The sequence below is a fragment of the Mycobacterium sp. genome (assembly GCF_046095365.1).
Classification (GTDB): Bacteria; Actinomycetota; Actinomycetes; order Mycobacteriales; family Mycobacteriaceae; genus Mycobacterium.
Genome location: NZ_JBJTJF010000203.1, coordinates 31,014 through 47,292, shown reverse-complemented (window position 1 = coordinate 47,292; position 16,279 = coordinate 31,014). Strand labels below are relative to the sequence as shown.

The following is a 16,279-nucleotide window of genomic DNA, read 5'->3' as shown; positions in this document are numbered from 1 at the left end:
CCAGATATACCGCAGCACCGGACTAGGCTGTGAATTATCGACCGAAGGGACCAGCATGGCCACGTCGCGCCACCGGTGGCTGGGTGCCGGGACCCTGCTGGTCGGTGTGGGCGCGGCCCTGGCCGGATCGGGCGTCGCCCACGCCGACTCCGCGGGCGGCGGTGTCTCCCGCGTCGAGAGCTCCGATAGTCGGGCCGCTGGATCCGTGCGGGCCCTCCCCCGGGTCCGCACTCCCGTCGTTTCGGTTCCGGCGGCGGCGAAGACCGCCCGGCCCGGCCCGGCCCGGGCGGCCGCCGCGCCGCGCTCCGGCTCCGCGCCCCGGCCGGCATCCCGGGCCGCTGCGCCGGTCACCACCTACCGCGTCGCCAACCCCATTCCGTCCCGTCGGCAGTGGTACACCAACTCCGGCTACTGCGGTGAGATGTCGTTCGTCAGCGCCGGCCTCAACTACGGCCAGTACATGTCGCAGTACGACGCACGGGCGCTGGCGAGCAACAACGGCCGGCAGAACCTGCGTTCGTCGCAGTTGCTGCTGGGTGTCAACGACGTGGCCGCCGCCAAGGCGATGCACCTGAGGGCGGTGCCGTTCAACACCGCCAAGCAGACCGGCACGGCCCAATTCCTGAGCTGGGTCAAGTCCAACGTGACCGCGGGTTACCCGGTGGTGATCGGCGTCTACATGAACCAGCGGAGTTTCTACGGATCGGCGAACCCGAACGCCGGCGATGCCGAGTACGACCACATCGTGACGGTGACCGGGTTCTCGTCCACGCGCCCGCTGACCACGCCGGCCGCCTACTACTCCGACGACGTCATCACGTTCAGCGACAACGGTCTGTGGACCGGCACGCCCGACGGCCTGCCCCAGTACGTGTTCAGCTACGCGCTGGGCGGCTTCCCCGCGACCCGGCGGCAGGCCAACTCCGCACAGGCCCCGGTGTACTCGCTGAGCAGCGGAGCCGACTACGGGATCGCCATCACCGGGGTCGCCGACCTCGACCGCGAGACCGTGCCGGTGCGGCTGACGACGAGCGTGAACGGCGAGTCACCGGCGATCGCCAACGGGTCGAACGCCCGCCCCGCAGCCAAACCGGTGACGCTGACCATCACCGTCTCCGGTCTGACCGCCGGGAAGACCTACAACCTCTACCGCTACAACACGATGGCCGCGGTGCCCGACAGCAGGTTCAACGCCAGCGCCGGCAAAGCCTCCCAGAAGTGGACGATCGCCGCGACGGGCCCGACGTACACCCTGACGCAGACCGTGATGTCCAACGAGATCGCGGCCTACCGGGCGGTGCCGGTCACCGCACGCTGAGGACGCGTTGCGCGCCGGGGCGGCAAAACTGTAACGTGTTCTAGTTATAACGGCGGAGACGACAGCGAGGCGCGAGATGACCACCGACATTCGCGAGATAGACACCGGGATCCTGCCGGACCGGTACGCGCGTGGCTGGCACTGCCTGGGCCCGGTCACGCACTTCCTGGACGGCCGGCCGCACCCGATTCATGCCTTCGGCACCAAGCTGGTGGTGTTCGCCGACTCCGAGGGCGCGCTGCACGTGCTGGACGCGTACTGCCGGCACATGGGCGGCGATCTGTCGCAGGGCACCATCAAGGGGGACCAGGTCGCCTGCCCGTTCCACGACTGGCGCTGGGGCGGCGACGGCCGGTGCAAGCTGGTTCCCTACGCCAAGCGGACCCCGAAACTGGCCCGCACCCGGTCCTGGCACACCGACGTCCGCGGCGGGCTGTTGTTCGTCTGGCACGACCACGAGGGCAATCCCCCGCAGCCGGAGGTGCGGATTCCGGAAATACCCGAGCACGCCAGCGACGACTGGACGAACTGGCGGTGGAACTCGATGCTGATCGAGGGCTCGAACTGCCGGGAGATCATCGACAACGTCACCGACATGGCGCACTTCTACTACATCCACTTCGGGCTGCCGACATATTTCAAGAACGTCTTCGAGGGTCACATCGCCTCGCAGTACCTGCATAACGTCGGGCGCCCCGACATCAACGACATGGGCACCTCCTACGGCGACTCGCAGCTCGATTCCGAGGCGAGCTACTTCGGCCCGTCGTTCATGATCAACTGGCTGCACAACACCTACGGCACGTACAAGGCTGAATCGATACTGATCAACTGCCACTACCCGGTGACCCAGGACTCCTTCATGCTGCACTGGGGAGTGATCGTCGAGAAGCCGAAGGGACTCGACGACGCCATGTCCGAGCGGGTTGCCGAGGCGATGACCGCGGGCGTGAGCAAGGGTTTCCTGCAGGACGTCGAGATCTGGAAGCACAAGACCCGCATCGAGAACCCGCTGCTGGTCGAGGAGGACGGCGCGGTCTACCAGATGCGCCGGTGGTACCAGCAGTTCTACGTCGACGTCGCCGACGTGACCCCGGAGATGACCGACCGCTTCGAACTCGAGGTGGACACCACCAAGGCCAACGAGAAGTGGGGCGTCGAGGTGCAGGAGAACCTGCGCAGGCAGGCTGAGGCGTCCGAAGCGGGACAGCCGGCATCATGACCTCCGATCAGATCCCCGATGCCGACCGGTTGGCCCGGTCGATGCTGATGCTGCACGGGGATCACGGCGACGAGCACCGACCGGGCGACGACGACGACGTCACGACGTGGTCGAAGGCCCCGGACTTCGCCGACGACCCCGTGCGCGCGGCGGCCGTGCATGCGGCCACCCGCCGGGACCGGGAGCGCTACCTGACCGCCGGGCTCGCCGGGATCGACTGCCGCTTCTGCCACGCCTCGGTGAAGGTGAAGAAACTCGGCGCTCCCTACACCGCTGTGCAGTGGAACACCGACGCGTCGGACCGCTGCGCCTACTTCGCCGAGATCCGCGCCTCCGGCGGCGACAGTGCCCGGACACCCTCCTGCCCGCGCCTGGTCGACAGCATCAAACACGCCGTGGCCGAGGGGTGTCTGGAGGAGTACTCCAGCGCCCCCGCCCCGGGCGACGGCTGACTCGCCGGGACGTCACTACAGGCCCCTGAAGCGTTCCTTGACCTGATCCTCGGTCAACCCGTAGTCGGCCAGCGAGTAGCTGTGCTTGGGTGCGCGGGGACCGTGCTTGCTCGCGTCGTCGGTCAGGGCGATCGCGGCGCGCGCCGCGTCGGTCATGGTGATGCCGAAGTGCCCGTAGATTCGCTCCACGGTGCCGACCGGGTCTGCGAACAACTCGTCGAAGTCGACGTCGCAGAACTGGGCCGGATTCTGAGTCGCCCGAACCGCGTTGAACCGCTCCAGGCCGCGGGACCAGGTCTCCAGCGAGTCGGTGCCGACAGTCGGCCCGACGAAGGTGTTCGACCAACCGGCCGTCGTGTGCTGGGCCAGCGAGCACATCGACGCCATGATGGTCTCCGCCGGCCGGTGGCACTGGATCACCAGGGCGTCGGGGTAGGTGTTGAACAGCGCGTCGAGGGCGAACAGGTGGCTGGGATTCTTGAGGACCCAGCGTTTCCCGGGTTCGTTCAGTCCGATCAGCTGGAGGTTCCGCCGGTGGCGCCGGTAGGGCCTGGTCCAGTCCTGGCCGGCCAGCCACCGCGCGTAGGTCGGCACGTGGGCCAGGGTCTCGTAGGACACCGAGTGCACCGACTGGCGCAGCAGTTGCCAGCACTCCTCGACCTCGTCAGCGGTCATGTAGTGCAGACCGGTGTAGTCCGGATTCTCGCTGTGCGCCTTGGCGAATCTCGACTGCATCTCGACGAAGACCGGGTTCTCAGACCAGCTTTCCCGGGGCGGGCGGGGCTGCGGGAACTCCGCCAGCCACAATTCCAGGCCCTGATGCCGCGGATCCCCGCACAGCAGGCGGTGCAGGGCAGTCGTCCCGGTCCGCGGCAGCCCGGTCACGAAGATCGGTGCGGTGACCTCGACGTCGGCGTACCGCGGATAGCGCTTCCAGGACGCCTCGCTGAGCAGCCGGGCAACCAGGGCGTTGCGCAGGAAGAACCGGGACATCTTGCTGCCCAGCTCGGTGAAGTCCGCGTCGCGGCGGTAGGACTCCAGAAGCACCGAGAGCGCTTCGAGATAGTTGTCGTCGTCGGCGCCGAAGTCGTCCAGGCCGACGGCCTTGACGGCCGAGGCCTTCAGGTCGTCGACGGTTCCGACGTCCGTTCGCGCCGCCCCCGGACTCACTCGCCGTCTCCTGCTCGGCATACGTAGCCCGTGCCGCGTCGCCGACTCGCGGTCATGCCTTGTACTCCCCGCAGTTGACGTCCAGAGTCGCTCCGGTGATGCCGCTGGACAGGTCGCTGGCCATGAACAGGATCGCCGAGGCGACCTCGTCCTCGGTCGGCAGCCTCTTCAGATCGGACTGCGCGGCGGTGGCCGCATAGATCTGCTCGACGGTGGTGCCGTACTTGCCGGCCTGATGGTTGAAGTAGCTCTTGAGCGTGTCGCCCCAGATGTAGCCCGGAGCGACCGAATTGACCCGGATTCCCTTGTCCCCCAGTTCGGTCGCCAGCGACTGCGACATCGCCATGAGCGCCGACTTCGCCATCTTGTATGCGCCGTACTTCGGCTGGGAGTGCCGGATCACCATCGAGTTGACGTTGACCACCGAGCCGCCGGCTTCGGCCAGGGCGGGGGTGAACCCCTGGATCATCCGCAGCGCACCCAGCACCGTCAGTTCGATGGCATCACGGATGTGCTGGAAGGTGGTGTCGGCCAGCGGCTTCATCGACGGCACCCGGAAGGCGTTGTTGATCAGCACGTCGACTCTGCCGTAGGCCTCCAGGCTCTGTTCGACGAGATCGTCGACCTGGCGGTCGTCGGTGATGTCGGTGGTCACCGCCACGGCACGCCGGCCCAGAGCGGTGGTCTGCCTGGCGACCTCCTCGAGGCGTTCGGCCGTTCGGGCCGCGAGCACCAGGTCGGCACCCTCCTCGGCGCACCGGCGGGCCAGTGTGGTCCCCAACGCGGGCCCGACACCGCTGATGACCACAACCTTGTTCTCGAGCATTCCGGCCACCTATCCCACCATCCTGTTCTGTATCTGCAGCTGGCGCAGCGCGATCCGAGCGCGCCAGTCCGCTTCGGAAATCCGGTTGCTCTCGTAGTACGGCAGGCTCTGCGGCACGGCGGCGACATCGAGCACTTCGACGGTGGGGCCGTCGGCGTCGGTCAATTCCCGCGACACCCGCTGCCAGCGGAACTGGAGGAAGCCCTTGCGGTGACCCGTGGTCTCCACCCAGTTGGTCACGCCGGGGTTCTGTTCGGCGACCACGATGCGGATCCTGCCGTCCGGGTCGGCCTGCGCCTGAGTGCCGTTCAGCGACGTCTGATGGTTGATGTAGTCCAGTGAGACGTACCACAGGCTGCCCAGCTGGAAGCCCAGGTACGGCGCGTCGGTGACGGGCAGGGTGATGACCAGTGCCTGCTGCGGCGTGAGCTCGAAATGCCCGGCGGAGGAGTACTGGGTCGCCAGGCCGCCGGGGGTCAGGCGGGGGGCGACCATGGTGTTGACCGGAATGTTCATGTAGAACCACTGCGGGAACTGCAGCCACGTCCTGACCCGCTGGACCAGCTGTTTTCCCGCGGTGGCCCAACGCTTCTCGATGAGTTCCCGGGTCAGCGGCGGCGGGGCGGTGCCGGCGGTGTCGGTGCGGGCGATGGCCACCGTCCCCCGCTGGGCCGACCAGTCGTTGTACACCTCGCGGATCACCAGTTGTGCGTTCGTCCCGGGTGTGAAACGCCACTCGAAGCGGCCGTCGGCCCCGACCCCGAGTCTGCGGTCGTCGAACGCCGTCTCGCTGTCCGGAACGTTGGCGTCGGTGTACTCGCCGCCCAGCAGCTGGAAGCTCAGATCCGTTGTGGTGCCGCGGGTTCCGGTGACCAGGTACTCGCGGCCGGCCTGCACCCGCGTGCCGAAGTACAGGGTGTCCGGATTGTCCAGTCCCATCTTCGTGAACGGCCCGGTGCCGGACTGCAGGAAGGGGTGGTCGCGGTCGTAGTCGAAGGCGATGTGGGTGCAGGCGGCGATCCCGCCGGCCAGATACTGCAGACCCTCGAGCAGGTCCGCCTCGCACTCGATGTGCGGCGCCTCGCGGACGAGTCGTTCGGCTTCGGCGATCGCCTGGGTGAATGTGCTGCTGCAGTCCAGTTCAGCCACGACCGGGCGCCTCGGCGGTTGCCCCCTGCTCCTGCTCTCGCTTGATCTCGAGGGCGATGTCGATCAGCTGGTCCTCCTGGCCGCCGATGAGCTTGCGCTGTCCGGCCCGGTGCAGCAGCTGATGGGCCGGGACGCCGTACCGCTCGGACTGGCGGATGGCGTGTTTGAGGAAACTGGAGTAGACCCCCGAGTAGCCCATGATGAGCGCGTTGCGGTCCAGCAGGCATTCGGACGGCATCGCCTTGGCGACCACGTCCTCGGCGGCGTCGGCGATCTCGAAGAAGTCGATCCCGGTTTTGACGCCGATCTTGTCGAACACCCCGATCAGTGCCTCGACCGGGGCGTTGCCGGCGCCCGCGCCGAACCGCCGGCAGCTCCCGTCGATCTGCTTGGCGCCGGCCCGGACCGCCTCCACGGAGTTCGCCACTCCCAGACCCAGGTTCTCGTGGGCGTGGAAACCGACCTGGGCGTCCTCTCCGAGTTCGGTGACCAGCGCCGAGACCCGGTCGGCGACGTCGCTGAGGACGAGGGCCCCCGCCGAGTCGACCACGTACACGCACTGGCAGCCGGCGTCGGCCATGATCCGGGCCTGCCTGGCCAGCTTCTCCGGCGGGATGGTGTGCGACATCATCAGGAAGCCGACGGTCTCGAGTCCGAGTTCCCGGGCCAGCCCGAAATGCTGGACGGACACGTCGGCCTCCGTGCAGTGGGTGGCGATCCGGCAGATCGAACCGCCGTTGTTCTGGGCCTCGCGGATGTCGTCCTTGGTGCCCACCCCGGGCAGCATCAGGAAGGCGATCTTCGCTTCCTTCGCGGTCTCGGCGGCCAGCTTGATCAGTTCCTGCTCGGGGGTCTTGGAGAACCCGTAGTTGAAGCTCGACCCGCCCAGCCCGTCGCCGTGGGTCACCTCGATCACCGGAACCCCGGCCGCGTCGAGGGCGGCCACGATCGCATGCACCTCGTCGGCGGTGAACTGGTGGCGCTTGTGGTGGGAGCCGTCGCGCAACGAGGTGTCGGTGATCCGTACATCCCAGATGTGATCGCTCATCGTGCACCTCCACGGACTGTCGCGGCCTGCTTGGCCATCTCCTCGCCGACCTTCGTCGCCGCCGCGGTCATGATGTCGAGGTTTCCCGCGTAGGGCGGCAAATAGTCCCCGGCGCCCTCGACTTCCACGAACGTCGTCACCACGTGGCGGCCGCCGTTGACCACCGACGGCTCGTCGAACTGTGGCTCGTTGAGAAGCCGGTACCCCGGCACATAGGTCTGCACCTCGGCCACGACGTCGCGGATTGAGCGCACGACGGCGGCTTGATCGGTGTCGGGGGGGATCTCGCAGAAGATGGTGTCGCGCATGATCATCGGCGGCTCTGCGGGGTTGAGGATGATGATCGCCTTGCCCCGGGCGGCACCCCCGATGGTCTGCACGCCCTTGGCCGTGGTCTTGGTGAACTCGTCGATGTTGGCCCGGGTTCCCGGACCGGCCGAGACCGAGGCCACCGACGCCACGATCTCGGCGTAGGGCACCTCGGTGACTCTCGACACGGCGTAGACGATCGGGATCGTCGCCTGTCCGCCACAGGTCACCATGTTGACGTTGGGGGCGTCGAGATGCTGGCGGAGATTGGCGGGCGGGACCACCCCGGGGCCGACCGCGGCCGGGGTGAGGTCGATCGCGGTGATCCCGGCGGCCTGGTAGCGCGGGGCCGCGGCCTTGTGAACGTAGGCCGACGTGGCTTCGAACACCATGTCGGGCTTCTCCGACCGGGCCAGCAGCCAGTCCACACCCTCGTGACTGGTCTGCAGTCCGTGGCTGCGGGCAAGCGCAAGACCCTCACTGGCCGGGTCGATGCCGATCATCCAGCGCGGTTCGAGCCACTGCGACCGCAGCAGCTTGAACATCAGGTCGGTGCTGATGTTGCCTGAGCCGACGATGGCGACCGACTTCTTCTGAGGCACTGGGCTTCTCCCGCTTGAGTCTCTACTGGAACGACAGCCGGACCGAGCCCAGCCCGGCGAACTCGGCCACGAAACCGTCCCCGGCCCGGACGTCGATCGCCCGCGTGCAGGACCCGGGCAGCACGATGTCGCCGGCCTTGAGCCGAACCCCGAAGCCGTCGACCTTGCGGGCCAGCCAGGCCACCGCCGTGACCGGGTTGCCGAGTACCGCGTCGCTGCGGCCTTCGGCCACCACCTCGCCGTTGCGGGTCAGCACCGCGTCGATGCCCTTGATGTCGACATCCTTCGGCGAGACCCGCTGCTGCCCGAGCACGAAGCCGGCCGAGGAGGCGTTGTCGGCGATGGTGTCGCACAGGGCGATCTTCCAGTCGGTGATCCGGGTGTCGATCAGTTCGATCGCCGGGGCGAAGGCGGCGGTGGCGGCCAGCACGTCGTCCTCGGTGCAACCGGCACCGGGCAGGTCGTCGGCGAGAATGAACCCGACCTCGACCTCGACCCGCGGGAACAGGTAGCCGGCCGCATCGACCGGCCTGTCCTCGAAGACCTCCATGTCGGCCAGCAGATGGCCGTAGTCGGGTTCGTCGACGCCCATCATGGTCTGCATGGCCTCCGAGGAGAGCCCGACCTTGTGCCCGACGACCGTGGCACCCTCGGCCACCCGTTGCCGGATGTTGATGAGCTGGATCTCGTAGGCGTCGACGACGTCGATCTCGGGGTGCGCGGCCGTCAGCGGCGACATCGGCACGCGGGTCCGTTCCGCCTCGGCGAGCTCGGCGGCGAGTTCGGCACGGGTTGCGCTGCTGAGCATTCCCGGGATCCCATCATCGACGTCAGCGCGGTCACCAGTAGCGCCCGCACGGTGCGATTCTATAACGTGTTCTAGTATGACTGCCCAGGAGTTCGACGTCGTCGTCGTCGGAAGCGGGGCGGCCGGCATGGTCGCCGCCCTCACCGCCGCCCACCAGGGTCTATCGGCGGTGGTTGTGGAGAAGGCAGCCCATTTCGGGGGCTCGACGGCCCGCTCGGGCGGCGGAGTGTGGATCCCCAACAACGAGATACTCAAGCGCGACGGCGTGACCGACACCGCCGAGGCGGCCCGCACCTACCTGCACACCATCATCGGCGGCGTGGTTGCCGAGGAGAAGATCGACACCTACCTGCGGCGCGGGCCGGAGATGCTGTCCTTCGTACTGCGGCACACCCCGTTGAAGATGTGCTGGGTTCCGGGCTACTCCGACTACTACCCCGAACAACCCGGCGGCCGGCCGGCCGGCCGTTCGATCGAGCCGGAGCCCTTCGACGCCAAGAGGCTCGGACCCGATCTGCCCGGGCTGGAACCGGCCTACGGCAAGGTTCCGCTCAACGTCGTGGTGATGCAGCAGGACTACGTGCGGCTCAACCAGATGAGACGCCATCCCCGGGGCGTGCTGCGCAGCGTGAAGGTGGGCGCTCGCACGGCCTGGGCGGGCCTGCGCGGCAAGAACCTGGTGGGCATGGGCCGGGCCCTGATCGCACCGCTTCGGATCGGGCTGCGCGAGGCGGGAGTGCCGGTGCTGCTCAACACCGCGCTGACCGATCTGTACGTCCAGGACGGTGCGGTGCGCGGCATCTACGTACAGGACGTGACCGCGCCGGAGACCGCGGAACCGCGGCTGATCCGTGCCCGACGGGCCGTCATTCTCGGCAGCGGCGGCTTCGAGCACAACGAGTCCATGCGTCGCAAGTACCAGCGCGAGCCGATCGGCACGGAGTGGACGGTCGGTGCCGCGGCCAACACCGGTGACGGCATCGTCGCGGCCGAAAAGCTCGGCGCGGCACTGGATCTGATGGAAGACGCGTGGTGGGGGCCGACGGTGCCGCTGGAAGGGACGCCGTGGTTCGCGCTGTCGGAGCGCAACTCGCCGGGGTCGATGATCGTCAACACGTCCGGCAGGCGCTTCATGAACGAGTCGATGCCCTACGTCGAGGCCTGCCACCGGATGTACGGCGGTGAGTACGGTCAGGGGCCCGGCCCCGGCGAGAACGTCCCGTCCTGGCTGGTCTTCGACCAGCGCTACCGCGACCGCTACATCTTCGCCGGACTGCAGCCGGGGCAGCGGATCCCGAAGAAGTGGATGGAGTCGGGCGTGATCGTCAAGGCCGACTCGATCGAGGAACTCGCCCGCGCGACCGGACTTCCCCCCGCGGAGTTCCGTGCCACGGTCGACCGTTTCAACGGGTTCGCCCGATCGGGTGTGGATTCGGACTTCCACCGCGGCGAGAGCGCCTACGACCGCTACTACGGCGATCCGACCAACAAACCCAACCCGAACCTCGGCGAGATCACCCACCCGCCGTACTACGCCGCCAAACTGGTGCCGGGCGACCTGGGCACCAAGGGCGGCATCCGCACCGACGTCCACGGCCGGGCACTGCGCGACGACGGGTCGGTGATCGAGGGCCTGTATGCGGCCGGCAACGTCAGCGCCCCGGTGATGGGCCACACCTATCCGGGCCCGGGCGGGACCATCGGGCCGGCGATGACGTTCGGCTACCTGGCGGCCCTGCACGCGGCCGGGAAAGCCTGACGTGCCGATCGACCTCGCCGCAGCGCTCGGGGCGGAACTCGAACCGGTGGAGTTCTCCTGGACGAGCAGCGACGTCCAGCTCTACCACCTGGCCCTGGGCGCGGGCACGGATCCGATGGACACCCGCGAGCTGGCCTACCTCGCCGACGGGACCCCGCCGGTGCTGCCGACCTTCAGCAGCGTGGCGGCCTCGTTCCACATGACCGAGCCCCCGGCGGTGAGCTTCCCCGGCGTCGAGATCGAACTGGCCAGGGTGCTGCACGCCAGCGAGGCGGTCGACGTGCCGGCGCCGCTCCCGCCGAGCGGCTCGGGCCGTGCCGTCACCCGAATCACCGACATCTGGGACAAGGGCAAGGCCGCGGTGATCGTCAACGAGACGACGGTGACCGACCCCGGCGGAAAGCTGCTGTGGAGCACCAGGCGGTCGATCTTCGCGCGCGGCGAGGGAGGTTTCGGCGGCGAACGCGGTCCCTCGACATCGACCGAATCCCCCGGCCGTGCACCGGATTTCGAGGTCGACATCCCGGTGCTACCGCAACAGGCGCTGCTCTATCGGATGTGCGGCGACCGCAATCCCCTGCACTCCGATCCCGGGTTCGCCGCCGCGGCCGGGTTCCCGCGGCCGATTCTGCACGGTCTGTGCACCTACGGCATGACGTGCAAGGCCCTGGTCGACACCCTGCTGGACGGTGATCCGACCCGCGTGCGTTCCTACGGCGCCCGATTCGCCGGCGTGGTGTTCCCCGGCGAGACCATCCGGGTGCGGGTGTGGCGCGAGGGCGACCGCTGTCTCGGCGTCGTCACCGTGCCGGCGCGGGATGACGTGACGGTACTCTCCGGCGTGGAGTTCGTCCCGGTATAGCCGGCCCGGAACGACCACACGCCTCACGTTCGGCGCGGGCCCGACGCGCCTCAGCCCAGGATGAGGCCCGAGGTCGGCACACCGGTGCCGGCGGTGACGAGCACGTGCTCGACTCCGCCGACCTGGTTGACCGAGGTCCCCCGCAACTGGCGCACACCCTCGGCAATCCCGTTCATCCCGTGGATGTAGGCCTCGCCGAGCTGGCCGCCGTGGGTGTTGATCGGCAACCGCCCGCCGATCTCGATCGCCCCCCCGGCGATGAAGTCCTTGGCCTCGCCCCTACCGCAGAACCCCAGCTCCTCGAGCTGGATCAGGGTGAACGGCGTGAAGTGGTCGTAGAGGATCGCGGTCTGGATGTCGGCGGGCGCCAGCCCGGACTGCGCCCAGAGTTGACGGCCCACCAGTCCCATCTCGGGCAGGCCGAGCTCGGGACGGTAGTAGCTGACCATCGAGTACTGATCGGGGCCGGAGCCCTGTGCGGCCGCCTCGACGATCACCGGCCGGTGCCTGAGATCCTTCGCGCGCTCCGCGGAGGTCACCACTATCGCCACACCGCCGTCGGTCTCCTGACAGCAGTCCAGCAGCCTCAGCGGCTCGGCTATCCACCGCGAGTTCTGGTGGTCCTCGATGGTTATCGGCTTGCCGTAGAAGTAGGCCTTCGGGTTGTTGGCGGCATGCCTGCGGTCGGCCACCGAAATCGCGCCGAAGTCGCGGCTGGTCGCACCGGACAGGTGCATGTAGCGGCGCGCGATCATCGCGACCTGGGCCGCCGGGGTGGACAGCCCGTGCGGGTAGGAGTACGAGTTGTCCACGCTGGTGGAGTCCGCGCCCTGGATCAGCCGCAGCTGAACCTGGCCGAAGCGCATACCGGACCGCTCGTTGAACGCCCGGTAGGCGACCACGCAGTCCGCGACTCCGGTGGCCACCGCGATCGCCGCCTGCTGGATGGTCGCGCAGGCCGCACCGCCGCCGTGGTGGATCTTGGAGAAGAACCTCAGATCTCCCATCCCGGTGGCGCGTGCGACGGCCACCTCGGTGTTGGAGTCCATCGTGAAGGTCACCATGCCGTCGACGTCGGCGGGCGTCAGACCGGCGTCGTCGAGCGCGTCCAGAACCGCCTCGGCGGCGAGCCGCAACTCACTCCGGCCGGAGTCCTTGGAGAAGTCGGTGGCGCCGATGCCGACGATCGCGGCCCTGCCGGCGAGTCCGCCGGTCATGATGCGCCCCCGATCGTCAGGGTCGAGGTGGCGACGACGTGGTCGCCGAGGCTGTTGCTTCCGATCACCTTCACCGTGACGACCCCGTCGTCGACCGACGTCACCTCCCCGGTGAACGTCACCGTGTCGTAGGCGTACCACGGCACACCGAGGCGCAGGCCGATGGATCTGATGATCGCGTTCGGCCCGGCCCAGTCGGTGATGTAGCGCTGCACGAGGCCGGTGTCGGTGAGGATGTTGACGAAGATGTCCTTGGATCCCTTGGCCTGGGCCTTGTCCCGGTCGTGATGCACGTCCTGATAGTCCCGCGTGGCGATCGCGGTGGACACGATGAACGTCGGGTCGCCGTAGAGCGACAGTTCGGGCAGTCTGGTCCCGACTTCCGGGAGTTTCACGGCACCGGCTCCCACGCGTAGAGGGTCCAGGCCGGGCCGCTCTCCCCGGCGGGGAAGTCGATATACGTTGCCCGGACGGGCATTCCGATCTCCACCGCCGAAGGGTCGGCGCCGCGCAGTTCGCCGAGCATCCGGACGCCCTCGTCGAGTTCGACCAGCGCGATGACGAAGGGCAGTGTCCGCCCGGGAACCTGCGGGGCGTGGTGCACCACGTAGCTGAAGACCGTGCCGGTGCCCTTGGCCACGACATAGTCGGCCGGTTCGTCCCTGTCCTGCCAGATCGCGGGCACCGGGGGGTGCTGCAGTGTTCCGTCGGGACGCTTCTGGATGCGCAGTTCGTGGGCGCCGACCCCGTCCCAGAAGAACCCGGTGTCCCGGGACACCGCGGGCCGCATCATCAGCTCCGCGTCGAGATCGGCCGGCACGGCCGGCCCCGCGGCCCGCTCGGCGGGCTTGAATTTCATGATCCGCCACATCATGTCGGCGACCACCTCGTCGCCGACGGACCAGGTGATCTTCTGGGTGATGAAGAAGCCCTCGCCCAGCGCGGTGTTCTTCGGTCCGGCGACGTCGGTCAGCTCCGCGGTGACGCTGACCTCCTCGCCCGGGCGAAGGTAGCGGTGGTAGGTCTGCTCGCAGTTGGTGGCGACGACGCCGATGTAGCCGTTGTCGTCGAACATCCCGATGATCCGGCCCAGCGGATCGTCGTCGGCGCGAACGCCGCCCAGTCCGGCCATGGTCCAGACCTGGATCATCGCCGGCGGCGCGACGACCCCCGGGTGTCCGGCGGCCCGGGCGGCGGCCTCGTCGGTGTAGATCGGGTTCGCATCGCCGATGGCGTCCAGCCAGTGGTCGACCATCGGCTGATTGACGGCGTGACGGCCCTTGCGGGGCTTGCTCTTTCCCGAGGCCTTGATCCGGTCGGCGGCTTGTTGTATCTGCTCGAGGCTCACCGCGGAACCCTCGGCACACCGAGTCCGGCCGCTGCGACCTGCTCGCGCATCACTTCGTTGACACCGCCGCCGAACGTGATCACCAGGCTCCGCTTGGTCTGGGCGTCCAGCCAGGCGAGCAGTTCGGCCGTCTGGGCCTCGGCTGGATTCCCGTACTTGCCGACTATCTCCTCGGCCAGTCTGCCGATCCGCTGGATGCGCTCCGTGGAGAACACCTTGGTGGCGGCGGCGTCAGCGATGTCGACGGTCTCGCCGGCCGCGGCGACCTGCCAGTTGAGCAGTTCGTTGATCCGCCAGATCGCCCTGATCTCACCGAGTGCCCGGCGCACGTCGTCGTGGTCCAGCGGGGTCACCCCGTCGCCGCCGGGCTTGGCGGCCCAACCGTAGACACGGTCGTAGAGTCCGGCGATCTTTCCCGCCGGCCCGAGCATCACCCGCTCGTGGTTGAGCTGGGTGGTGATCAGCCGCCAGCCGGCGTTCTCCTCACCGACGAGCATGTCGGCCGGAACCCGGACGTCGTTGTAGTACGTCGCGTTGGTGTGGTGCGCGCCGTCGGAGAGGATGATGGGCGTCCAGGAGTACCCGGGATCGCTGGTGTCGACGATCAGGATCGAGATCCCCTTGTGCTTGGGTGCCTCCTGGTCGGTGCGGCAGGCCAGCCAGACATAGTCGGCGTCGTGACCGCCGGTGGTCCATATCTTCTGGCCGTTGACGATGTACTCGTCGCCGTGTCGCACCGCCGCGGTGCGCAGCGCGGCCAGGTCGGTGCCGGCCTCCGGTTCGGAGTAGCCGATCGCGAAGTGCACCTCTCCGGCCAGGATGGCCGGCAGGAACTTCTTCTTCTGCACCTCGCTGCCGTAGACCATCAGCGTCGGGCCCACGGTCTGCAGTGTGACGGCGGGCAGTGGAACGTCGGCCCGGGCCGCCTCGTTGACGAAGATCTGCTGCTCTATCGGGCCGTAGCCGAGGCCGCCGTACTCCCTGGGCCAGCCCACCCCGAGTTTGCCGTCTGAGCCCATCCGCCTGATCACCGCGCGGTAGGCCTTGCCGTGCCGGTCGGTCTCCATCTCAGCGGCCTCCTCCGCCGAGATCAGAGTCGCGAAGTACTGCCTGAGTTCAGCCTGCAGGTGCCGCTGCTCGGGGGTGAGTTCTATGTACATTGCGCTCCGATTCTCCAGTTAGTGGCGATCCGCCACGAGATCCAGACGATGAGCCGGCCCGCCCAGCAGACGGGTGAGGTCTTTGACCGCCGAGTAGTAGCGGTGCATCGGGTAGGTGATGTCCATTCCCATCCCACCGTGCAGATGGTGGCAGGTCTGCATGGCCGGGGGCAGTTGGGAGGTGAGCCAGTAGGACATGATGTCCAGATCCTCGTCGGCATCCCGGCCCTCGGCGAGCCGCCACACCACCGACACCGCTGCCAATCCCATTGTGCGCGAGGTGATGTAGACATCGGCGAGCTGAGCGGCGACGGTCTGGAAGGTCGCCAGCGGCCGGCCGAACTGATGCCTGTTCGAAACGTAGTCGGCGGTCAGGCGAACCGCGCCGGCCGCCAGCCCGGCCGCGTAGGACCCGACGGCGGCCAGTGCAAGCTGGTTGAGGCGGAGGACGCTCGTACCGTCCAGCACGGCCTCGGGCCCGACCGCGACGTCGCGAAACTCGACCGCGAACTCGTCACCGCCGGCCGAACTGGGAGTCCTGGTCATCAGCACGCCGTCGTCGTCCGGCGACACCACGGCGACGCCGTTGCCGGTGCTGACCAGTATCCAACTCGCCTGCCCGGCATAGGGAACGGCGATCTTGGTCCCGTTCAGAACGCCGTCGGCGAGGGTGGTGGCCGGCCGTTGCGGCAGCGCGGCGCCTGGTTCGTTCAGTGCCGCGGTGAGGAGCGCGCCGTCGGCGACGCCGGCCAGGTAGCGGTCCTGCTGGGCCTCGGTGGCCGAGTCGAGCAGGGGCAGCAGTCCCAGTCCCAGGGTCGCCAATGCCGGCGAGACCGTTGCGTGCCGGCCGATCTCGGTGAGAGCCGTCGTGATCTCGGGCAGGCCCACCCCGTCACCGCCGAGACGCTCGGGCACACCGAGGGCGGTCACACCGCCGGAAACCAAAGCCTCCCAGCGGTTGTCGCGATCCAACACGGTATTGACGACATCGGCGACGGCCTGCTGCTCCGGCTCCGGAGTGAAGTCCAC

Annotated in this window: 16 protein-coding genes; 5 read left to right on the top strand and 11 right to left on the bottom strand. The window is 68.3% G+C overall.

The features are described from left to right. The first annotated feature begins 55 nt into the window (after positions 1-55). The 3 genes from ACKOQ4_RS15870 (at position 56) to ACKOQ4_RS15860 (ending at position 2,992) form a co-directional block, all read left to right on the top strand. Entirely contained in the window at positions 56-1,318 is a 1,263-nt protein-coding gene (locus tag ACKOQ4_RS15870) for a hypothetical protein (protein WP_526293535.1), read from the top strand. A gap of 76 nt (positions 1,319-1,394) precedes the next feature. Continuing rightward, positions 1,395-2,540, top strand: coding sequence for a 3-ketosteroid-9-alpha-hydroxylase subunit A (locus ACKOQ4_RS15865; RefSeq protein WP_526293533.1), 1,146 nt, complete (start codon positions 1,395-1,397; stop codon positions 2,538-2,540). Beyond that, the gene (locus tag ACKOQ4_RS15860) at positions 2,537-2,992 is read left to right on the top strand and encodes a hypothetical protein (protein ID WP_526293531.1); all 456 of its coding nucleotides are present in this window, start codon (positions 2,537-2,539) and stop codon (positions 2,990-2,992) included. Before ACKOQ4_RS15865 ends, ACKOQ4_RS15860 begins: the two co-directional genes overlap by 4 nt. A 15-nt stretch (positions 2,993-3,007) precedes the next feature. Here the strand turns inward: ACKOQ4_RS15860 and ACKOQ4_RS15855 are convergent, their stop codons facing one another. Genes ACKOQ4_RS15855 through ACKOQ4_RS15830 form a run of 6 tightly spaced genes read right to left on the bottom strand, consistent with a single transcriptional unit; the run spans position 3,008 to position 8,904 of the window. After that, entirely contained in the window at positions 3,008-4,183 is a 1,176-nt protein-coding gene (locus ACKOQ4_RS15855) for a sulfotransferase (protein ID WP_526293529.1), read from the bottom strand. Between the two features lie 31 nt (positions 4,184-4,214). Further along, positions 4,215-4,997 (bottom strand): SDR family NAD(P)-dependent oxidoreductase, encoded by a 783-nt coding sequence (locus ACKOQ4_RS15850; protein ID WP_526293527.1) that lies wholly within the window; start codon positions 4,995-4,997, stop codon positions 4,215-4,217. Then, positions 4,998-6,128, bottom strand: a complete 1,131-nt coding sequence (locus ACKOQ4_RS15845) for a hypothetical protein (RefSeq protein ID WP_526293573.1) — start codon at positions 6,126-6,128, stop codon at positions 4,998-5,000. Between the two features lies 1 nt (position 6,129). Beyond that, complete coding sequence (gene dmpG, locus ACKOQ4_RS15840; RefSeq protein ID WP_526293525.1) at positions 6,130-7,185, bottom strand: 4-hydroxy-2-oxovalerate aldolase; 1,056 nt, start codon at positions 7,183-7,185, stop codon at positions 6,130-6,132. Continuing rightward, positions 7,182-8,096, bottom strand: coding sequence for an acetaldehyde dehydrogenase (acetylating) (locus tag ACKOQ4_RS15835; protein ID WP_526293523.1), 915 nt, complete (start codon positions 8,094-8,096; stop codon positions 7,182-7,184). The genes dmpG and ACKOQ4_RS15835 overlap by 4 nt, the downstream gene beginning before the upstream one ends. Positions 8,097-8,118: 22 nt before the next feature. Then, on the bottom strand, positions 8,119-8,904 hold the full coding sequence (locus ACKOQ4_RS15830) for a 2-keto-4-pentenoate hydratase (protein ID WP_526293521.1): 786 nt from the start codon (positions 8,902-8,904) through the stop codon (positions 8,119-8,121). Positions 8,905-8,980: 76 nt separating this feature from the next. On the opposite strand from ACKOQ4_RS15830, the gene kstD reads away from it, so the two are divergent. Both kstD and chsH3 read left to right on the top strand, forming a co-directional pair. After that, complete coding sequence (kstD, locus tag ACKOQ4_RS15825; protein WP_526293519.1) at positions 8,981-10,663, top strand: 3-oxosteroid 1-dehydrogenase; 1,683 nt, start codon at positions 8,981-8,983, stop codon at positions 10,661-10,663. A 1-nt stretch (position 10,664) separates the two neighbouring features. Beyond that, a complete protein-coding gene (gene chsH3, locus ACKOQ4_RS15820; RefSeq protein ID WP_526293517.1) occupies positions 10,665-11,525 on the top strand; it encodes an enoyl-CoA hydratase ChsH3 in 861 nt (286 codons plus the stop codon). A 50-nt stretch (positions 11,526-11,575) separates the two neighbouring features. On the opposite strand, the gene ltp2 is transcribed toward chsH3, so the two are convergent. From ltp2 to ACKOQ4_RS15795, 5 genes are read right to left on the bottom strand one after another with little or no spacing between them, the layout of a single operon-like run. Then, positions 11,576-12,742, bottom strand: coding sequence for a 17-hydroxy-3-oxo-4-pregnene-20-carboxyl-CoA lyase (gene ltp2 / locus ACKOQ4_RS15815; RefSeq protein WP_526293515.1), 1,167 nt, complete (start codon positions 12,740-12,742; stop codon positions 11,576-11,578). Continuing rightward, entirely contained in the window at positions 12,739-13,137 is a 399-nt protein-coding gene (locus ACKOQ4_RS15810) for a MaoC family dehydratase (RefSeq protein ID WP_526293513.1), read from the bottom strand. The genes ltp2 and ACKOQ4_RS15810 overlap by 4 nt, the downstream gene beginning before the upstream one ends. Continuing rightward, complete coding sequence (locus ACKOQ4_RS15805) at positions 13,134-14,090, bottom strand: OB-fold domain-containing protein (protein ID WP_526293511.1); 957 nt, start codon at positions 14,088-14,090, stop codon at positions 13,134-13,136. Before ACKOQ4_RS15805 ends, ACKOQ4_RS15810 begins: the two co-directional genes overlap by 4 nt. Continuing rightward, entirely contained in the window at positions 14,087-15,250 is a 1,164-nt protein-coding gene (fadE29, locus tag ACKOQ4_RS15800; protein WP_526293509.1) for an acyl-CoA dehydrogenase FadE29, read from the bottom strand. Before fadE29 ends, ACKOQ4_RS15805 begins: the two co-directional genes overlap by 4 nt. A gap of 18 nt (positions 15,251-15,268) precedes the next feature. Further along, on the bottom strand, positions 15,269-16,279 hold the full coding sequence (locus ACKOQ4_RS15795) for an acyl-CoA dehydrogenase family protein (RefSeq protein WP_526293507.1): 1,011 nt from the start codon (positions 16,277-16,279) through the stop codon (positions 15,269-15,271).